Here is a 19,325-nt window from a genome sequence, read left to right as displayed (position 1 = left end):
TCTTTGCACTACTAAACCTGCGGGTGCTCTCGCCCGCCCTCTGGTTGACGGCAGCTCAGCGCAGGTCAAGCCGCACCACCACCGTCCCCCCAACGTGTCGCGGCAACCCGTTGACCGCACGCACTCGCACTTCGCGCACCTCTCCACCTCCGACCACCCGACCGGCACCCACTAACAACGCTACTCTGCGTCACTGACAACGACTGAGAGTGCACTTGGGGAGGTGGCCCGCCGTGACGTGGGACGAGTGGGAGCAGGCGCGAGGGCGGGCCGCCGGACAGGGCGTCGGCGTCCGGCTGGACCAGTTGCCCGTACAGCGGAGTACCCCGGGCGGTGGTGCCGGTGGTCCTGATCTGGCGTCACGTCCCGCCGAGAAGAAGGCCGCAGCTCGGGCCATCGAGGAGCATCTCGAGCCCGGCACGCGGAAGTCCGGCGCCTGGGCCGACGAGGAGACGGCCGCGGCGGTCAAGGAGTTCGGGGCGCGGGACGGGCACGGCTGGGTGACGTCCGGAGCCCTCAAGCGGGCGCACAAGGCGTGGAGCGATCAGGTTAAGGCGTTGATGGACCGGCTCGGTGCGGAGAAGGACGCGCTGCGGAGCACGTCGGCGCTCTTCCAGAAGACGGACGTCGGGGTGGGGGCGCAGGTGCGTCGGCCCTCCGGCCTCGACCTGCTCTAGCGGACTCCCTCAACTCCGTTGCGCCAAAGCCTGGTTGGGCCGCATACCAGGGCGCTCGTCGCCGTCCTCACCGCCGTCCTCGTCCCTGCCCCTGCCCCTGCCCCTGCCCCTGCCCCTGCCCCTGCCCCCACCCTCGTCCTCATCCCGGGAACCATGCCGACGTATCACGAGATCATGACCACCGACCTCTCCTCCCTCGTCACCGCCGCCGAGCGCTGGGACGGCATGGCCGGGGAGTTCGAGAAGCGCGAGGCCCAGTACCGGCGGGACGTGCACGGGATCTCCGCCGGGCGCTCCTGGGAGGGGATGAGCGCGGACGCGGCCAACGCCCGTTTCGACATCACGCTCAAGGAGTTCCAGGCTGCGCAGACCGAGGCCAAGGCGCTCGCGTCGCTGCTGCGGGACGCGCACGCGCAGTTCGTCGAGCTGCGCGGCAAGGTCAAGGCCGTACGGCGGGACGCCGTGGAAGCGGGTATGCGGGTTTCGGAGCGGGGAGTCGTCTCGTATGCCGGGCAGAACGCGTCGGCGTCCCCGGACGCCGGCCACGCCCAGCGGGTCTGTACGTCGACGTCCTCCTGGCAGGACAGCCTCGACCGCGCGGTCCGTGCCGTCGCCGACGCCGACCGGGGAGTCGGGATCGCCCTCAAGGCCGTCACGGTCGACTCCGACGTCTTGGACGGCACCTGCGACGGATTCAACTCCCGTGCGCGGGGCGACATCGAGAAGTACGAGGCCGAGGCCGCGGACGCCATCGCCCTCCGGCTGAACAGCGGTGCGGAGCTGTCCGACCGAGACGTCGCGGAGTTGCGGCGCACCTTCCGCGACAACGGCCAGGACAAGGCGTTCAGCCGCACGTTCCTCGACGGACTCGGCGCCGGCGGCACGATCAGGATGACCAACCGCCTCAACGACCTCATCCACGTCCGGGGCGGCAAGGGCGCCCGCGACTTCTCGGTGATCGAGTCCGGACTGGCACGCACCCTCGCCACGGCCACCAAGGACACGAAGTCCAAGTGGTACGGGGAATGGCGGGGCGAGATGCGGAAGGCGGGCGTCGAGCGGTACGAGACGGACTTCCAGGGCGCCCGTCTCGACAAGGTCCGCGGCTATCAGTCACTCGTCACCCTCATGCAGAAGGGGGACGGTTACGCGCCCCAGTTCCTCAAGGACCTCGGTGACGACATCATCAGCGCCGAGAAGAGGGACCCCGACGTCTGGGATCTCAAGGGCGGCTACTCCGGCAAGCGGGACGGCTGGTTCGCGAACGATCCGCTCGACGGACTGCTGGGCGTGATGAGCCACGATCCGGACACCGCCGCGTCTTATCTGAAGTCCGACGACCGGATGAAGTACCTCATGGAGGAACGAGACTGGAAGGTCGTCGAGGAGGCGCAGGACGGCGCCAAGGCTCCGACCTACGGCGCCGCCCTGGACAAGGACGACCGCGCCGGGTTCGGGGCCGCGCTCCAGGCCGCGACGACGGGGATCGATCCCTCCGACAAGGGGGCGGAGTTCGTCCCCCACTCGGAGGAGAACAAGGCGATTCTGCGGTCCTCGGTGCGGTATCTCGCCGACAGCGGCGACGACTTCCCGCCGTCCTTGCGGGAGCCCGTGGCCCGGATGCTCGCCAATCACGGCGACACCGTGCACGTCGCCGCCAGCAGCATCGACATGACGGAGGCCCCGCTGAAGCAGGAGCAGCTCATCGAGGTCATGAAGCAGGTCTCACGGGACCAGGGCGCCTACGGGACGCTGAACCGCGGGATGAACCAGGCGCTGGTCGCCGCGATCCACGAGCCCGACCAGAGGTATCCCGACGAGTCACTCCTCCGCGCGGGACGCACGGTGGGCTTCATGGAGGAGGCCCGCGCCCAGGTGGCCGCGGAACCCAAAACGGCGGAGCTGGAAGGGAAGTGGGTCGTGGACCAGGCAATCGGTCATCTGCCGGTCGGGAGTGGCGAAGTGCAGGCAGGAGTCGACTACGTGACGGAGCGCTGGCTCGCCGACGAACAGAGACGCCTCGACGACAAGTCGACCGAGCAACACCTCGCCAGCTATCGAGATCGGAACAGTCAGTTGATCGCACTCACAGAGGAGTGGTGGAAGGTGCACGGCTCGGGAGGAAACTCACCGCTGCGTCTCCAGTATTCGACGGAAGAAGCCGCGAACTCCGGTATCGCGCGCGCGGTCGGCGTCTCCGGAGGAGCGTGAAAGTGAGATCGACAACCGGACCATCTCCGAGGACTGCGGGCCTCGTTCTGCTCGGCCTCCTCCTGGCCGCATGCAGCACAGCCGAGCCGGATCAGGAACTTCCTCGCTCGCTGTGCGGAACGCCCGTACGGCCGAGCCTTTCGAGACCCCTGCTCCAACCCCCCGGCAAGGTGACCGAGTGGATCAGTGCAGGCCAAGAAGTGGGACAGTCGCACTGGTGTGTGGTGTACGTCGACAAGCACGACGCGCTGAGCCTCAACTTCGCACGGCACGGCGGTCCGGCCGACGTCATGAAAGCCGCCTCCCCCGACAACTCCGTCACCGGGCTCCGGAACGCGCGGCCCCTGCCCCGTATCCCCCTCGCGGACAAGGCCGTCGCCGCCGATGACGGGGCCATCGCCACCACGCGGTGCAGGGACAGGAGCGGGGCCGATCACTTCACCCTCGCGCTCAAGGTGACGCGGGGGAAGCTCGACGCGGAGCGCAGGGTCGCCATCGAGCGGTTCATGCGGGCCTACATGCCGGCCACGGTGAAGACGCTCCACTGTCTGGAGAAGCGGCCGTCGCGCTAGCGGCCGGCCACCCGGCGGGAGCGGCGTCTGGCGTCCCGTACGGCGACGGCCGTTCCGCCCAGCGCGGCGACCAGGACCGCGGCGCCCACCGCCACGTACGTGCCGAGGCGGGCGTTGCGTTCGTCCGGGGACTCGCCGAGCTGGAGCCTGGCCGGGGTGGGGGCCTCCGCCTTGGTGACGCCCTCGTGGGGGCGGGGTGACTCGATCGGCTGGTCGTCCTCGGTCAGGGCGCGGACCGGGTCCACCACGCCCCAGCCGACGAGGCGGTCGTGGCCGGCGACGGAGCGCTCCGCGGTCTGCTCGATCTGGGCGACGATCTCGCGCTGGGTCCAGTGCGGGTGCTTCGCCTTGACGAGCGCGGCGACTCCGGCCACGTAAGGAGCGGAGAAACTGGTGCCGTTGTCGGTGCAGTGGCCGCCTCCGGGAACGGTGGAGACCATGTCGACGCCGGGTGCGGCCACGCCGACGAACTCACCGGACTGGGAGAACGCGGCGCGCTCGTTGTTCCGGTCGGAGGAGGCCACGGCGAGGACGCCGTCGTACGAGGCCGGGTAGGTCCGCTTGACGTTGCCGCCGAGGCCGTCGTTGCCCGCGGAGGCGACGACCACGATCTGCCGGGCCAGGGCCGCGTCCACCGCCTGCTTCAGGCCGGGGGCGGGCTCGACGGCGTTCGAGGTGTCCTGGGAGATGTTGATGACGTCGGCGCCGGCCTTGATCGCGTGGCGGATGGCGTCGGCGAGGGTGTCGGCCGTTCCGTGGCCCTCCGCGTCGTTCTGCTTGACCGGGATGATCGTCGCCTCCGGGGCCAGTCCCACGAAGCCGGTGCCCTTGGCGGGGCGGGCGGCGATGATGCCGGCGACGCGCGTGCCGTGGCCGACGGTGTCCGTGGTGCCCCGGGAGTTGCCGCGGTCGATCTTCTCGCCCTTGTCATCCTTGTCGGGAAGGAAGTTGGCGCCGTCGGAGGCGTCCACCGCGTGCGTGAGCTGCGGGTTCTTGACGTCGACTCCCGTGTCGATCACCGCGACCCGTACGCCCTTGCCCCGGGACTGGCTCCACAGTTCGTCGAGGAGGACACGCTGGAGGGACCAAGGGCGGCCCGCGTACTTCTGGTTGGGGAAGGTGCACTGGTCGGTGGACGAGTCGGCGGTCGCCGGGGGCGCGAGCGCGAGGCCTGCGAAGGTCAGCGCAGCGGCGGCGGCGACGGCGCTGCGGGTGCCCGCGGCGGCGGGAGGGGCGTACGGCATGGTCTCCTCCGTCCTACGAGCCCTGCGGCTGGCGTGCGGCCGACGTGGACAGGCGGGGACCGGTGGACAGGAACCGGGACCATTCGGCCGGGATCGGCGCCGGGTCGACGTCGGAGTAACCCAGGCGGATCTGGGCGAGTTTGGCCTCCTGCTGGAGCTGCTGGCGCTCCTTGGCCGTGATGCCGATGCCCTCGTCGTCCGTGGCGCTGTCGTCGTTGGACTGGATGGCGTAGCGCAGGCCGGTGTCGGTGACGAGGAAGACGCCGCCCGCCTTGACCTCCTCGCCCTTGAACTGGCGGTACAGCTGGCCGGAACCGGGCGTGACGTACGCGCTGTCGGAGCCGGTCGGCAGGACGGCCGGGAAGCCGGTGCCGGCCCACGTGCTCAGCGTGGTGGCGCCCTTGTTCTCCTCGTCCACGTCGCGCAGGACGTTGCAGACGGTGTTGCGGCTGCCGTCCGCGGTGCCCGCGTCGTTGACGGCGGTCGGGGTGTGGCTCGGCCAGTCGCGGTCGGCCGCGAAGGCCTCGGTGGCCGGGACGAAGGCTCCCGCGCTGACGTCGAGCGCGTGGCCGGCCTGGCCGGTCTTGACCAAATCGCGGCTGAAGAGGAGGAGTTGGGCGGTGAAGTCCGAGACGGGGACCACCTTGCCGGGCTCGACGAGGTAGTGCTGCTCGGTGTCGCCGTTGGGGGCCTTGAGGACCATGCCGACCTTGTTCGCCTCCTCGGGCAGGCTGCCTTCGACGCCCGCCGGGGCGCCGATCCGTCCCTCCACCGTCGGGAAGTCGACGGCGTCGCCCCGGTGCAGGGTGGCCAGCCAGGGCTCGGACACGCGCTGCGGTTCGCGTTCGGAGCCGACCAGGGTGCGCAGCAGCAGTTCGTCGGTCGCGTCGACCTCGTACGCGGTGCCGTGCGCGTCCACGATGTAGCGGGTCTTGTCCGGGCCCATGACGTACATGAGCTCGCCCCCGCGCAGCCGGTTCCTGCCCTCGGTCTTCCGCATGTCGCGGGAGGCGAGGACGAACGCGGCCTTCTGGATGGACCGGCCCCCGGCGCTGGGGCGTTCGCAGACGGCCCAGCGCTTCTCGGACCCGGCTTCCTTGTCGGACGGCAGGCGGTCGGGGGCGTAGGGGATGCCGATCGTGACGCCGCGCGGGATGTCGCCCTTGTCGAGGACGGACTCGTCGACGGTGACGACGTCGGCGTCACCCGTTTTGAGGAGGAGTCTGGCGGACGCCATGTTGAGGACGGGGTGCAGGCGGGTCTTGCCCTTGGTCGTCAGGACCACGTAGCGGGTGGTCGACTTGTCGGCGACGATGACCTTCTCGCCGGGGCTGTCCCAGCCCTTCGGGGCGGTCGGCTTGAACATTCCCCAGGCCCCGAACACGGCCATCACGATCACGCCGACGATGACACCCGGGACGACCGCCCGCAGCGGACGCGGCGCCCCCTCCTCGGAACCGTCGGGGGACGACTGCACGAAGGACGCGAGCATGCGGCGCTTCGCGAAGGTGTAGGCGTTGAGCTGGTCCCGCCGAGATGCCATGTGTGCCCGCTTCTCCCCGTGTCTCGCCTGGTCGGCGCTCGGGGGTCAGCGTCCCCCGCCCTCCGTTGTCGGACCGGCCCCCTACTATGCCTGGTAAAAGAACGGTCTCGTGGAGCGGGTAGGGTACCCGGACCTTCAAGGGCCCCATGCGGTGGCGTGATTCCAGCGAGTTGTGAGCATTACGGGGGGATGGAGTGATGGCTTCGGGAGCGCGGACGCGATTGCGCGACCGGTCGCGGACGCGCGGCTCCGCGGCACCTGAACCGCCGCACGGACAACGGCCGTCCGCCCCGCGCACGCAGTCCCAGGACGCGGACGCGCTCCAGTTGCGGACGCGTCCGGGGCAGTTCGGGTCGTTCCGGTTGCAACGGGTCGTTCTGCTGGAGCTGGCCGCCGCCGTGCTGCTCACCGGCTGGGTCGTCGACCCGGTGGCGCTGATGGCGGCCGGCGTGATCGCCGTGGTGCTGGTCCTGCTCGCCTTCGTGCGCCGCCGCGGCCGCTCCCTGCCCGAATGGCTCGGTACGGCACGGGCGTTGCGCGCCCGCAGGCGCCAGGCTGCCGGTACGGCGATAGAGCCGGGTACGGAGCCCGGGCTCGCCCCCGCGGTCGAGTGCGACCCGAGCCTGCGCACGTACGCGTACGGCGGCCGGGACCGGCGCTCCGTCGGGATGATCGGCGACGGCACGTTCGTCACCGCGGTCCTCCAGGTGGAGGCGGACGCGACGGCGCTGCGGGCCGAGCGGAGCCGGCAGCCGCTGCCGCTCGGGCTGGTGCGTGACGCCCTCGAAGTGGACGGGATCCGGCTGGAGTCGGCGCAGATCGTGCTGCACACGCAGCCCGCGCCCGCGCTGCACCTTCCGCAGCAGTCCGTGGCGGTGAGCAACTACGCGCCGCTGCAGGCGCAGACCGGGGCGCCCGCGGTGCGCATCACGTGGGTCGCGCTGAAGCTGGACCCGGAGCTGTGCCCGGAGGCCGTGGCCGCGCGCGGGGGCGGGCTCGTCGGGGCGCAGAAGTGCGCCGTCCGGGCCGCCGACCATCTGGCGAGCCGGCTGACGGGCGCGGGTTTCCGTACGACGGTGCTCGACGAGGAGGAGCTGATCGCGGCCGTCGCCACGTCGGCGTGCGCCAACCCCCTGGTGACCGCCGAGGCCGGGCGGACCGACGTGCCCGAGCGGCGGACCGAGGAGTCCGGGCGCAGCTGGCGCTGCGACAACCGCCGGCACACGACGTACTGGGTGCGCCGCTGGCCCCGGCTGGGCGGGCGGGGTCCCTCGATGGCGCAGCTCGTGGCGCTGCTCACCGCCGTTCCCGCGCTGGCCACCACCTTCAGCCTCACGCTGGCGCGCGGTGATCGGCAGGACGTCTCACTGGTGGGGCATCTGCGGGTGACGGGACGCTCCGACGACGAACTGGTGGCGGCGCGGCGCGCGTTGGAGGACGCCGCGCGGCAGGCCGGGGCGGGCCTGGCCCGGCTCGACCGGCAGCAACTGCCCGGAGTACTGGCCACTCTGCCCCTCGGAGGTGCCCGGTGACCGCCATGACCTCACCCCCGACGGGCGGACCGGGCGCGCAGGCGCCGGGTCCGTACGGACCGGGCGCGGGCCCGGGAGCGTACGCACCGGCCGGTGGTCCCGGGTCCGCCGGCCCCGCCGCACCGTCGGCCGCGGACCGGCTGCGTTCCCGGGTGCGGAGCGGGTTCGGGCTGCTCGGCCCGCGGCACGGGCGGCACACGCTGGCCGCGGACCAACTGGACGCGCTCGCCCTGCCCATCGGCGACGACGGGGTGGTCATCGGCGTGGACGCCGGCGGACAGCCCGCGGTGCTGGGCCTCAACCGGCCCACCCCGTACGACGTCGTCCTGATCGGCGGACTGTGGACGGCCCAGGTGCTGGCCCTGCGGGCGGCGGCCACGGGGACGCGGGTCGCCGTGGAGACCGGCCGGGCGCAGGCGTGGGCGCAGATGGTGCAGGCCGTGGGCGGCGGGCAGTCGGGGATGACCGTGTACGACGTGGGCCGGGTGCCGCCGCAGGGCGCCTCGGCCGGTGCCCCGGTGCTCGTGGTGCGGGACTGCGGCATGCGGCCGCCGCGCGGGCGGGTCGTCGCGGGTCCGTGGCAGGCGGTGCTGACGCTGCTGCCCTATCTGAGCCCGGTGGCACCGCGGTTGATGCGGCAGGCGCGGCTCGTCGGGGTGCAGCGCGTCTCGCCGGACGAGGCCGCGGAGATAAGCCGCACGCTGGCGCTGCCGCAGGGGGACATGGACTCCCTGCCGACGCTCGCCGACGGCGTCACCCTGTGGTGCGCCGACCGCGACCGGCAGTACGTGATGACCCAGCCGACCGACGCCGAGACCGGATTGTTGGGTACCCCACGCAGGATGGACTGATCCCTCAACAACCGACCGGCTTGGGGCATTTGAGACCGCTTCACCCCCGCTTCCGGTCGATGCGTTCACCACAATCACCCGTTTTGTTCGCGGGCGGTACGCGTGTGTACGTCATTGGCGGGCCGCGCGGGACGGAGCGGGCAGGCGCGGAGGGGTGGACGGGCCTGCCCCGGGGGCGCCGGTGGTGATTAGGCTGGGACAGGGCGCGACACCGAGACCCACGAGAGGGCCGTCGGCACCCCAGGGGGACAGCCGGGCGGATTCGGACGACTTCCGACGGCTTCGGACGACGAGAGCGGTCGCCCCGGCACGGCACGAGGGTGCTCGACCACACCAGGAGGAATTGTGAACAGCGATCGGGACGGGATCCGCGGGGGCTGGGCCACGCCCGGCGATGACCAGTCCGACGCGGAGTCCGCCATCGAGACGACGGGCGAGTTCACCATCGACTACGCGCCGCCTGCCTGGTACACGCAGAACGCGTCGGGCGGTACGGCGGAGACGTCGCCGGCTCCGGAGCCCCAGGTTCCGTCGCAGCCGGCCCCGCCGGCACCCTCGGCACCGCCGTTCCAGCAGACCCCGCCGTTCCACCAGGCTCCGCCGGTCGGTGCGGCGGCGACGGCTCCTCCGCCGGTCGGCGTGCCCGTCGACCTGCCGCCCCCGCCCCCGGACGCCTTCCCGCAGCAGGGTCAGCAGAGTTGGACGCAGCCGGCCCCGCCGGTCGCCGAGGCGGACAGCGGCAGGGGCGATCTGGAGAGCGGCGCGACCATGCGCTTCTCCTCCGCCGCGCTGCGTCGCGAGATCGCCGACCGGGCCGAGGCCGCGGCTGCCGCCGCCGGGCCGACGGGTGCTCCGGATGCCGGTACGGCGTCCGCGGGTGCCGGTACGACCCCGGGGGGCGCCGGTACGACGTCCGCGGACGCCGGTGCGCGGGACGGTGCCGGTACGGCCCCCGCAGGCGCCGGTGCGCAGGACGGTGCCGGTTCCGCTGCGGACGGCCCAGGTCAGGACGCTCCCCGTACTGACGGTTCCGGCGCGGACGGTTCCGGTCCCGACGGCTCCGTTCCGGACGCTTCCCCTGTGGGCGGTTCCGGCGTCGACGGCCTCGGCACTCCTCCGTTCCGCAGCGAGGAGGGCGCCGGCTCGGGAGCGGGCCACGCCTCGGGTGACGTCTCCGACGCCGTCGTGGCAGCCGGGGATGCCGCTGCCCACAACGCCGTCCCCGGTACCGGTCAGGCCGAGGCCGGCCAGAGTGGCGCCGACGCCGAGGACCGTTCGTCCGGCCCGGCCCAGGACTCCGAGCGGGAGCCCGCGGCCGACGGCGCGGGTGTGACCGACATCGACGACACCGCCGGGACGACCGACGTCGCCACCGTGTCGGGCGTGGACACCGGCGACGGCCCGGACAGCGCGGCCTCCGCTGCTTCGTCCGACGCCGGGACCGAGCCCGCCGCACCCGCTGAGTCCGCCGAGTCCGCCGGGTCCGGTGAGAGCGGTGCGTCCCTCTCGTCCGGCGTGCCCGTGGACGCCGACGCTTCCGAGGGCACCCTCGAACCGACCGCTCCGGTCACCGACGCGGGGCAGGGGACCCCGGTTCAGGAGGCGGAGGCGCCGCACGCGGACGCGCCCCACTCCCCCGAGGCCGACGGCACCCCGAACGCCCCGGCCCCGCAGGACACCGGTACGGGCGTCGACGCGGACGCCTCCGCCCCCGTGTCCGGCGTACCCACACCCGGCGACGCCCCCGTGGGCCCCCCGGCCTGGACTCCTCCCCCGGCGCCGCAGAGCGGTCTTCCGCCGCTGCCGCCCGCCTACCAGCCCGCGGCACCCGCCCCCGCCGCACAGTGGCCGGCGTCCACGCAGCCCGCCGAGCCGCACACGCCCGCGCCGCAGACGCCCGTACCCCCGCACGCCCAGCCGCTTGCCGCGCAGGCGCAGCAGCCCGGCGGCCCGACGCAGGCGCCCGTACCCGCACAGACCCCGGTACCGCAGCAGGCTCCCCAGCAACCGTCCTTCCAGCCTCACGCGCAGCCGGACGCGCAGCCCCGGCCCGAGGTCCCGCAGGCCGCTCAGCCGCAGGCCCCGCAGCCCGCCCAGGCCGCCTGGCAGCCGGCCTCGGCACCGCAGCAGCCCCACCCCGCGCAGCCGCAGGCCCAGCCCGCGGCCGACATCCCCCAGGCCCCGCAGGCGCCGCAGCCCGGTTACGGCTTCCCGCAGCCCGGCATCCCGGGCACGCCTCTCGCGTCACCGGGCACCCCGGCGCCGCCGACGGGTTACGGCTTCCCGCAGCCTTCGGCCCCGGTCCCGGCCCCCGACGCTGCTCACCCGCAGGCCCCGGCCCCTCAGCCCCCGGTGCCCCAGCCCGGTTACGGCTTCCCGCAGCCCGGCGCACCGGTCCCCCTGCAGGGCGGCTACGGCTTCCCGCAGCCGGGTGCACCGGCCGCGAACGCCCCGGCTCCCCAGCCGTCGGCACCCCAGGCACCGGCACCGCAGGCCCCGGCACCCCAGCCCGGCTACGGGTTCCCGCACACCGCCGCGCCCGCCGCGCCCAATCCCCCGGCGCAGCCCACCGGTTACAGCTTCCCGCAGCCGCCGGCCCAGCAGGGGCACCCGCAACAGCCCGGCCGGCAAGGTCATCCGGAGCACCCGGCCGAGCAGGGCGGTCACCCGCAGCAGCCGCAGCCCCCGGTCGCGCCCGTGGACCCGCGGGCCGGCAACGCCTGGCCGCAGCCCATCCAGCACGACCAGCGGCAGCCGGTCAACCCGGGTGCAGCGCCGCTCGGTTACACCGCGGCGGTGGAGCTGTCCTCCGACCGGCTGCTCAACAACAAGAAGCAGAAGCCGAAGAGCGGCCGTCCCACCGCGGGCTCGTCGCGGTTCAAGATCGGCGGCAAGAAGGAAGAGGCCGAGCGGCAGCGGAAGTTGGAGCTGATCCGCACGCCGGTCCTGTCCTGCTACCGGATCGCCGTCATCAGCCTGAAGGGCGGCGTGGGCAAGACGACCACGACCACCGCACTGGGCTCCACGCTCGCCAGTGAGCGGCAGGACAAGATCCTCGCGATCGACGCCAACCCGGACGCCGGCACGCTCGGCCGACGGGTGCGCCGGGAGACCGGTGCCACCATCCGCGACCTCGTGCAGGCGATCCCGTACCTCAACTCGTACATGGACATCCGGCGGTTCACCTCGCAGGCGTCCTCGGGGCTGGAGATCATCGCCAACGACGTCGACCCCGCGGTGTCGACGACGTTCAACGACGAGGACTACCGCCGGGCGATCGACGTGCTCGGCAAGCAGTACCCGATCATCCTGACCGACTCGGGCACCGGTCTGCTCTACAGCGCCATGCGCGGCGTGCTCGACCTCGCCGACCAGCTCATCATCATCTCGACGCCGTCCGTCGACGGTGCGAGCAGCGCCAGTACGACGCTGGACTGGCTCTCCGCGCACGGGTACGCGGACCTCGTCTCGCGGTCCATCACGGTCATCTCCGGGGTGCGCGAGACCGGCAAGATGATCAAGGTGGACGACATCGTCGGGCACTTCGAGACGCGGTGCCGGGGCGTCATCGTCGTACCGTTCGACGAGCACCTGGCGGCGGGCGCCGAGGTCGACCTGGACATGATGCGGCCGAAGGTGCGCGAGGCGTACTTCAACCTGTCGGCGCTGGTCGCCGAGGACATCGCGCGTCACCAGCAGTCGCTGGGCCTGTGGACGTCCGACGGCAACCCGCCGCCGGTCGCCGCCCCGCCGCTGCCGGGCCAGGCGATGCCCCCGCAGCAGATGCCGGGCCAGCCGATGCAGGGACAGCCGCATCCTGGCCAGGTGCCCGGTCAGCCCATGCCCGGTCAGCCCATGCCCGGTCAGCCCATGCCGGGTCAGGCCCACCCCGGCGCACCGTTCCCGGGACAGACGTCGCAACCGCCGCAGCCGCAGCCGCAGCCGGGACAGGCCTACCCCCAGCACCCCGGCGGCGCTCCCCACCCGCCGCAGCAGCCCCATCCGCAGCAGGGCGCGGCTCAGCCGGGGTATCCGCAGCAGCCCGCCGCGCAGCCGGACCACCCGCGACAGGGCGTCCCCCAGCCGGAGTACCCGCAGCACCCGGGGCAGACTCCGCCCCCTCCCGCGCCCCCTCGGCAGTAGTCCGGCCGGTCCTCTCCGGGGACCGGCCACCGCCCGGGCCCGCACCGTCGACGACGGTGCGGGCCTTTCGCATGTCAGCCGGATCGCATCTCGCGCTCCCCCGTCCCACGCATGGACGATACGGAGCGTCAGGCCCTCACCAGGGCGGCTTCAGGGGTCTGTACCAATGAGCGAAAAATCCACGTCAACTCGTTATTTCCGCAGGCCACATGGGGTTCACGCGCCGTTGACGTGCGGAGACCGCCGCTGATAGACACACTCATCAACCCCGCCGGCGTCACCCGGTCAACCGTGATCCAGCAGTCCGAGAAGCCATCCCCGTGCGAGCGATGACGCGAGGTCACCGAGCCATGAACCCACAAGACCAGTACGCCAGAGGGCCGTTGCGCCCCCGGATCCGTCTGCCCCGGCTCGTCGCCCTCGCGGGGGCCGCGGCACTGACCCTCACCGCCGGTCTCGCCACCCCGCTCGACCCGGCGCCCCGGACGGCCCAGGCCGCGGACGGCAAGAGGGTCCTCACCGTGGCGGTCGCGCAGAGCGTCGACTCGCTGAGCCCGTTCCTGGCGTCGCGCCTGGTCAGTACGAGCATCCACCGGCTCATGTACGAGTACCTGACCAACTACGACCCCAAGGACAACCACGCGGTTCCGGGCCTCGCCACCAAGTGGTCGCCGTCCGCGGACAAGCTGACCTGGACCTACACGATCCGCTCGAACTCGAAGTGGTCGGACGGCGAACAGGCCACCGCCGAGGACGCCGCGTGGACGTTCAACAAGATGATGACCGACGAGGGCGCGGCGACGGCCAACGGGAGTTTCGTCGCCAACTTCCGCAAGGTGACCGCCCCGAGCCCCACCGAGCTGGTCATCGAGCTCAAGAAGCCGCAGGCCACGATGGCCGCGCTCGACGTGCCGATCGTGCCCAAGCACGTCTGGGAGAAGGTCGACGACTTCTCGAAGTTCAACAACGACAAGAGCTTCCCGATCGTCGGCAACGGCCCGTTCGTCCTGACCGACTACAAGGCCGACAGCTACGTGCGGCTGAAGCCCAACAAGAGCTTCTGGCGGGGCGCGCCGAAGTTCGACGAGCTGGTCTTCAAGTACTACAAGGACGGTGACGCGGCGGTCGCGGCCCTGCAGAAGGGCGAGGTGTCGTTCGTCTCCGGCCTGACGCCGGCCCAGGCGTCCGCGCTGGGGAGCCAGGACGACGTCAAGGTCAACGACGCCCCAGGCCGCCGCTTCTACGCCCTCGCCACCAACCCGGGCGCCCAGGCGAAGAACGGCAAGCACTTCGGCGACGGCGCCAAGTCGCTGCTCGACCAGAAGGTCCGCCAGGCGCTGTTCATGGCGATCGACCGCGAGGCCCTCATCGACAAGGTCTTCCAGGGCCACGCCGTGGAGGGCGAGGGCTACATCCCGCCGCGCTTCTCGACGTACTACTGGAAGCCGTCGGCCGATCAGAAGCTCGCGTACGACCCCGCCAGGGCGGCCCGGCTCCTCGACGAGGCCGGCTACAAGAAGAACGGCGACGGCAAGCGCGTCGAGAAGAACGGCAAGCCGATCAACTACCGCGTGCTGTGCCACGCGACCGACCCGAACGACAAGGCGGTGGGCAAGTACCTCAAGGAGTGGTTCGGCAAGCTCGGCATCGGCGTCACGCTCAACTGCCTGGACAACGTGACCGATCCATGGCTGGCGGGCACGTACGACCTCGCGTTCGACGGCTGGTCCGTCAACCCGGACCCGGACTTCGTCCTGTCCATCCACACCTGCGCGGCGCTGCCCGCCACGCCCAAGGACACCGGCGCCACCGACAACTTCATCTGCGACAAGAAGTACGACGACCTGTACGCCCGCCAGCTCGCCGAGTACGACACCGCCAAGCGCGCGGACCTGGTCAAGCAGATGGAGTCGCGGCTGTACGACTCCGCGTACATGAACGTCATGGCGTACCCGAACGCGGTCGAGGCCTATCGCACCGACCAGATCAAGTCGATCACCACGATGCCGGAGTCCGCGGGCAACATCTACGGGCAGGACGGCTACTGGAGCTGGTGGTCGGCGGTTCCGGCGGCCTCCTCCGGTGAGTCCTCCGACGATTCGGGCTCGACGGGCGTCATCATCGGCATCGTCGCCGGCGTCGTCGTCCTCGCGGGTGCCGGCCTGTTCTTCGCGATGCGCCGACGCTCCACCGCCGAAGACCGCGAGTAGTGAGAGCCGCTGATGACCGCTGAGGCAACACCAGCGCTGGTCGAGGAGACCGGAGGTCCGGCTGCGGCCGGGCCGCCGGCCCGCGGCCCCCGGGCGCGCACCAGGACCGCCTATCTGCGGTACGTGGGCGGCAAGTTGGGTGGCGCGGCCGTCTCGCTGCTCGCCGTCCTCGTCACCAGCTTCTTCCTCTTCCGGCTGATCCCGGGCGACCCGGTCAAGTACATGACGGGGGGCCGCCAGGTCTCCGCCGAACAACTCGCTGCCTACCGGCGTGAGTTCGGGCTCGATCTGCCGATGTGGCAGCAGTTCACGGACTACTGCGGCAAGGCGCTGACGGGCGACCTGGGGACCTCGTACCAGTTCCGGGCGCCCGTCATGGACAAGATCACCGAGGCGCTGCCGAACACCCTGCTGCTCACCGGCACCGCGTTCGTGCTCTACACGGTGCTCGGCATCTTCCTCGGCACGCGCTCCGCGTGGCGCAACGGCGGGCTGGGCGACCGGCTCAACACCGGCCTGGCGCTGGTCCTGTACTCCATCCCGTCGTTCTGGCTCGGGCTGCTGCTCATCATCGTCTTCTCGGTGGGCATCGGACCTGTCCCCGGTCTCTTCCCGACCGGCGGTATGGAGTCGGGGGGCGAGGAGGGCTTCGCCCACGTCCTCGACGTCGCCCACCATCTGATCCTGCCGGTGGTCACCCTGGTCGCCGTCGAGTACGGGCAGACGCTGCTCGTCACCCGGTCCGCGCTGCTGGACGAGATGGGCAGCGACTACCTGACCACCGCCCGCGCCAAGGGGCTGCGGGACGACCTGGTGCGTCGTCGGCACGCGGTGCCGAACGCGCTGCTGCCGACGGTGACGCTGATCTTCGTCAACCTCGGGCGCACGGTCGCGGGCGTCATCCTCGTCGAGACGGTGTTCTCCTGGCCCGGTCTCGGCGGCCTCTTCTACCAGGCCCTGAGCGTGCCGGATCTGCCGCTGGTGCAGGGGCTGTTCTTCGTCTTCGCGGCCGCGGTGATCGTGATGAACACGCTGGCCGACCTGATCTATCCGCTCCTGGACCCCCGGGTGGGCCGATGACCACGACCGAGTCGGACGGGCCACTGACGCCCGGGGCGGCGCCCCGCGCGTCCACGGCCGGCCCGCGCGCCCTCGCCTGGCAGCGCCGCCGCCACTCCGCCGCGCGCTTCTGGCGGCAGTACCGCACCCACCGGGCGGGCGTCCTCGGCCTGGCCGCGCTCGCGCTGTTCGCCCTGATCGCCCTGACCGCCCCGCTGACCGTGGGCGCCGACGTGCAGAACGTGACGGACGCGCCGGGCCGGCCGATGGAGAGCCCGAGCACGGAATTCCCGCTGGGCACCGACCAGTTCGGGCGCAACCTGCTGGGCCTGCTGGTGTGGGGGTCCCGGGTCTCGCTGCTCGTGGGGCTGCTCGCCGCCGTCCTGTCCGTCTCGATCGGCGCGCTGATCGGCATCACCGCCGGGCACTTCCGCGGCTGGTACGCGACGGTGATCATGCGGATCACCGACTGGTTCCTGGTGATGCCGACCCTGGTCCTCGCCATCGCCCTCGCGACCGTCATGTCCCGCTCGCTCGGCACGATCATCCTGGCGATCGGGGTGACCACCTGGCCGACGACGGCGCGGCTGGTGCGCGCCCAGACGCTGGCGGTGGAGTCCCGGCCCTACATCGAACGCGCGAAGGCGCTCGGCGGCGGCCACTGGCACGTCATGTCCCGCCACGTGCTGCCCAACGTTATGCCGCTGGTGCTGGCCCAGACGACCCTGATCATCTCGTCGGCGATCCTCGCGGAGGCCACCCTCGCCTTCCTCGGCCTCGGGGACCCGACGGTCGTGTCCTGGGGCGGGCTGCTCCAGGACGCGCGGGAGGCGGGCGCGGTCAGCTCCGGCGACTGGTGGTACCTCGTGCCGCCCGGGGTGGCGATCGCCGCCGTGGCGCTCGCCTTCACCCTGTGCGGCCGTGCCGTGGAGTCCGTCCTCAACCCCAGGCTGGGGGTGGCCCGTTGAGTCTGCTGGAGGTCCGCGACCTGGAGGTGACCTACGCGGGCGGCGCGGCAGCCGTACGCGGGGTGAACCTCTCCCTCGACGCGGGGCAGAAGCTCGGCATCGCCGGCGAGTCCGGCTGCGGCAAGTCCACGCTGGCGCTCGCGCTGCTGCGGCTGCTGCCCGCCGGGACCCGCACCGGCGGGCGGATCCTGCTCGACGGCGAGGACGTCCTGACCATGAAGTGGGGCCGGGTGCGGGCGGTCCGCTGGGCCGGTGCCTCGATCGTCTTCCAGGGCGCGATGCACTCGCTCAACGCGGTGCACCGCGTCGGCGACCAGATCGCCGAGCCGATCCTGCTGCACCGCAAGGCCACACCCGCCGGGGCGAAGAGGAGGACCGGGGAGCTGCTGGAGCAGGTCGGGCTGCCCGCCGCCCGCGCGGACGCGTATCCGCACGAGCTGTCCGGCGGCCAGCGCCAGCGCGTCATGATCGCCATGGCGCTGGCCTGCGACCCGCGGCTGGTGATCGCCGACGAACCGACCACCGCCCTCGACGTGATGATCCAGGCACAGATCCTGCGCCTGATCGAACAGCTCGTGAGCGAACAGGATCTCGGGCTCGTCATGATCAGTCACGACCTCGCGGTGCTGGCGGACACCTGCGACCGGCTGGCGGTGATGTACGCGGGCCGCGTGGTCGAGGAGGGTCCCGCGCGGCAGGTGTACGAGGACGCGCTGCACCCGTACGGCAAGGCGCTGTCGGCCGCGTTCCCGCGGATCGGCGACCCGGCGTCCCGGTTCGCGCCGCGGGGCCTGCCGGGCGACCCGCCGGACCCGGCCGGCCTGCCGACCGGCTGCGCGTTCCATCCCCGGTGCGCGGAGGCGCTGGAGAGCTGCGCCGGCCAGGACCAGCCGCTGCGGGTGGCGGGCCCGCACCGCCGGGCGGCCTGCGTGCACGTCGGCACCGCGACCGGCGAGGACGCCCCGGCGAGCCCGCTCGCGGCCCCCGCTCCCACGCACGCCGGCCAGGGAACCCCCCCTCCCCCGGAGCCGGGCACCCCCACCGCCCCCGGCGCACCGACCGCATCCACCTCGCCCGAGCCCACCACCGCGACCGGCGAAGAACCCACCTCGGCACCGCCCGAGCCGGGCACCCCCACCACCGACGGCGACCGGACCGACACCACAGCCCCCGACCGGGCCGCCCCCGCACCCGCGGAGACCGGCGCGCCCAGAGGCATCGCGGACGACGACGCGAGGAGTACCGCATGACCACCACTCCCGAGGTCGACACCGAACGCACCTCGACGGCACCGCTGTTGAGCGCGGAAGGGCTGCACGTCTCCTTTCCCGGGCGGCACGGGGCGGCCCGGGCGCGGGCCGTCGACGGGGTCGACCTGGACATCCGGCCCGGCGAGATCGTGGCCCTGGTCGGGGAGTCGGGCTGCGGCAAGACGACCCTCGCCCGCTCGCTGCTCGGGCTCGTCCCGCCGACCGGCGGCCGGGTCACCTTCGGCGGACAGCCGCTGGACTACTCCTCACGCGCCCTGAAGGCCTACCGCAAGCGGGTCCAGCTGGTCCTCCAGGACCCGAGCGGCTCCCTCAACCCCCGGCACACGGTGTACGACGCCGTGGCGGAGGGACTGCGCATCCACCGCTACGGCGGCGACGAACGGGCGGCGGTCGCGGAGGCGCTCTCGCGGGCCGGGCTGCGGCCCCCCGAGCGCTTCTTCCTGCGCTACCCGCACGAGCTGTCCGGCGGCCAGCGCCAGCGTGTCGTCATCGCGGGCGCCCTGGTCCTGGAGCCCGAACTCATCGTCGCCGACGAGCCGGTGGCCTCCCTGGACGCGTCGGTGCGCGGCGAGATCCTGGCGCTGCTCCTGCGGCTGCGCGCCGAACTCGGACTGTCCGCACTGGTGGTGACGCACGATCTCGGGCTGGCCTGGAACATCGCCGACCGCGTCGCCGTGATGTACCTCGGCCGCATCGTGGAGACGGGCGCTGTCGAGCAGGTCCTGACGGCACCTCAGCACCCGTACACACAAGCCCTGTTGTCCGTCCTGCCGGAGGCCCCGGGCGAGCCGGTCGTGCTGACCGGGGAGCCGCCGGACCCCTCCCGCGTCCCGTCCGGCTGCCGGTTCCACGCCCGCTGCCAGGTCCTGGCGAGCGGTGAGGCCGCGCGGGCCGGGGTGGCGGAGGCGTGCCGCGGCCAGGACCTGGAGGTGCTCGGCGGGGGCGGCGAGGCGCAGGTCGCCTGCCACTGGGCAAGGGCGCGCGTCACGGCGTAGGAAATGCGGTGAGGGCCGGTGCTCGGCACCGGCCCTCCGCACACGTTCC

13 protein-coding genes are annotated in these 19,325 nt (G+C 72.5%); 11 read left to right on the top strand and 2 right to left on the bottom strand.

The window, feature by feature from the left end; all coding sequences use genetic code 11:
- The first annotated feature begins 233 nt into the window (after positions 1 to 233).
- The 3 genes from ACWGIS_RS26490 (at position 234) to ACWGIS_RS26480 (ending at position 3,460) form a co-directional block, all read left to right on the top strand.
- Positions 234 to 677 (top strand): hypothetical protein, encoded by a 444-nt coding sequence (locus ACWGIS_RS26490; protein WP_453364946.1) that lies wholly within the window; start codon positions 234 to 236, stop codon positions 675 to 677.
- Between the two features lie 153 nt (positions 678 to 830).
- The gene (locus ACWGIS_RS26485) at positions 831 to 2,888 is read left to right on the top strand and encodes a hypothetical protein (RefSeq protein ID WP_453364945.1); all 2,058 of its coding nucleotides are present in this window, start codon (positions 831 to 833) and stop codon (positions 2,886 to 2,888) included.
- A gap of 200 nt (positions 2,889 to 3,088) precedes the next feature.
- The gene (locus ACWGIS_RS26480) at positions 3,089 to 3,460 is read left to right on the top strand and encodes a hypothetical protein (protein WP_453364944.1); all 372 of its coding nucleotides are present in this window, start codon (positions 3,089 to 3,091) and stop codon (positions 3,458 to 3,460) included.
- Here ACWGIS_RS26480 and mycP read toward each other — a convergent pair.
- Together mycP and eccB are read right to left on the bottom strand one after the other, a co-directional pair.
- A complete protein-coding gene (gene mycP / locus ACWGIS_RS26475; RefSeq protein WP_453364943.1) occupies positions 3,457 to 4,704 on the bottom strand; it encodes a type VII secretion-associated serine protease mycosin in 1,248 nt (415 codons plus the stop codon). The genes ACWGIS_RS26480 and mycP overlap by 4 nt on opposite strands.
- A 13-nt stretch (positions 4,705 to 4,717) precedes the next feature.
- On the bottom strand, positions 4,718 to 6,247 hold the full coding sequence (gene eccB, locus ACWGIS_RS26470; RefSeq protein WP_453364942.1) for a type VII secretion protein EccB: 1,530 nt from the start codon (positions 6,245 to 6,247) through the stop codon (positions 4,718 to 4,720).
- A 197-nt stretch (positions 6,248 to 6,444) separates the two neighbouring features.
- Between eccB and eccE the strand changes: the two genes are divergently transcribed.
- The 8 genes from eccE (at position 6,445) to ACWGIS_RS26430 (ending at position 19,276) form a co-directional block, all read left to right on the top strand.
- Positions 6,445 to 7,779: a type VII secretion protein EccE gene (gene eccE / locus ACWGIS_RS26465; protein WP_453364941.1), complete on the top strand. Its 1,335-nt coding sequence runs from the start codon at positions 6,445 to 6,447 to the stop codon at positions 7,777 to 7,779.
- Positions 7,776 to 8,630 carry a hypothetical protein gene (locus ACWGIS_RS26460; RefSeq protein ID WP_453364940.1) on the top strand — a complete coding sequence of 285 codons (855 nt, stop codon included), beginning with the start codon at positions 7,776 to 7,778 and terminating at the stop codon, positions 8,628 to 8,630. The genes eccE and ACWGIS_RS26460 overlap by 4 nt, the downstream gene beginning before the upstream one ends.
- Before the next feature lie 345 nt (positions 8,631 to 8,975).
- Positions 8,976 to 12,773, top strand: a complete 3,798-nt coding sequence (locus ACWGIS_RS26455; RefSeq protein ID WP_453364939.1) for an SCO5717 family growth-regulating ATPase — start codon at positions 8,976 to 8,978, stop codon at positions 12,771 to 12,773.
- 350 nt (positions 12,774 to 13,123) lie between these two features.
- Positions 13,124 to 14,983: an ABC transporter substrate-binding protein gene (locus tag ACWGIS_RS26450; protein ID WP_453364938.1), complete on the top strand. Its 1,860-nt coding sequence runs from the start codon at positions 13,124 to 13,126 to the stop codon at positions 14,981 to 14,983.
- Between the two features lie 12 nt (positions 14,984 to 14,995).
- On the top strand, positions 14,996 to 16,063 hold the full coding sequence (locus ACWGIS_RS26445; protein WP_453364937.1) for an ABC transporter permease: 1,068 nt from the start codon (positions 14,996 to 14,998) through the stop codon (positions 16,061 to 16,063).
- On the top strand, positions 16,060 to 17,010 hold the full coding sequence (locus ACWGIS_RS26440) for an ABC transporter permease (RefSeq protein ID WP_453364936.1): 951 nt from the start codon (positions 16,060 to 16,062) through the stop codon (positions 17,008 to 17,010). Before ACWGIS_RS26445 ends, ACWGIS_RS26440 begins: the two co-directional genes overlap by 4 nt.
- The gene (locus ACWGIS_RS26435; RefSeq protein WP_453364935.1) at positions 17,007 to 18,260 is read left to right on the top strand and encodes an ABC transporter ATP-binding protein; all 1,254 of its coding nucleotides are present in this window, start codon (positions 17,007 to 17,009) and stop codon (positions 18,258 to 18,260) included. The genes ACWGIS_RS26440 and ACWGIS_RS26435 overlap by 4 nt, the downstream gene beginning before the upstream one ends.
- Positions 18,257 to 19,276, top strand: a complete 1,020-nt coding sequence (locus tag ACWGIS_RS26430) for an ABC transporter ATP-binding protein (protein ID WP_453364934.1) — start codon at positions 18,257 to 18,259, stop codon at positions 19,274 to 19,276. Before ACWGIS_RS26435 ends, ACWGIS_RS26430 begins: the two co-directional genes overlap by 4 nt.
- Positions 19,277 to 19,325: the final 49 nt, after the last annotated feature.

It is taken from the genome of Streptomyces sp. NPDC054842, assembly GCF_053611025.1.
Note: the sequence above shows the minus strand (reverse complement) of the source record. Positions and strands in the feature narration are given on the sequence as shown.

What these genes read in the sequence shown, in the direction of transcription:
- ACWGIS_RS26430 (WP_453364934.1), top strand. Translation starts at nt 18,257, where the DNA reads ATGACCACCACTCCCGAGGTCGACACCGAACGCACCTCGACGGCACCG.
- eccE (WP_453364941.1), top strand. Translation starts at nt 6,445, where the DNA reads ATGGCTTCGGGAGCGCGGACGCGATTGCGCGACCGGTCGCGGACGCGC.
- ACWGIS_RS26445 (WP_453364937.1), top strand. Translation starts at nt 14,996, where the DNA reads ATGACCGCTGAGGCAACACCAGCGCTGGTCGAGGAGACCGGAGGTCCG.
- ACWGIS_RS26450 (WP_453364938.1), top strand. Translation starts at nt 13,124, where the DNA reads ATGAACCCACAAGACCAGTACGCCAGAGGGCCGTTGCGCCCCCGGATC.
- eccB (WP_453364942.1), bottom strand. Translation starts at nt 6,247, where the DNA reads ATGGCATCTCGGCGGGACCAGCTCAACGCCTACACCTTCGCGAAGCGC.
- ACWGIS_RS26440 (WP_453364936.1), top strand. Translation starts at nt 16,060, where the DNA reads ATGACCACGACCGAGTCGGACGGGCCACTGACGCCCGGGGCGGCGCCC.
- ACWGIS_RS26485 (WP_453364945.1), top strand. Translation starts at nt 831, where the DNA reads ATGCCGACGTATCACGAGATCATGACCACCGACCTCTCCTCCCTCGTC.
- mycP (WP_453364943.1), bottom strand. Translation starts at nt 4,704, where the DNA reads ATGCCGTACGCCCCTCCCGCCGCCGCGGGCACCCGCAGCGCCGTCGCC.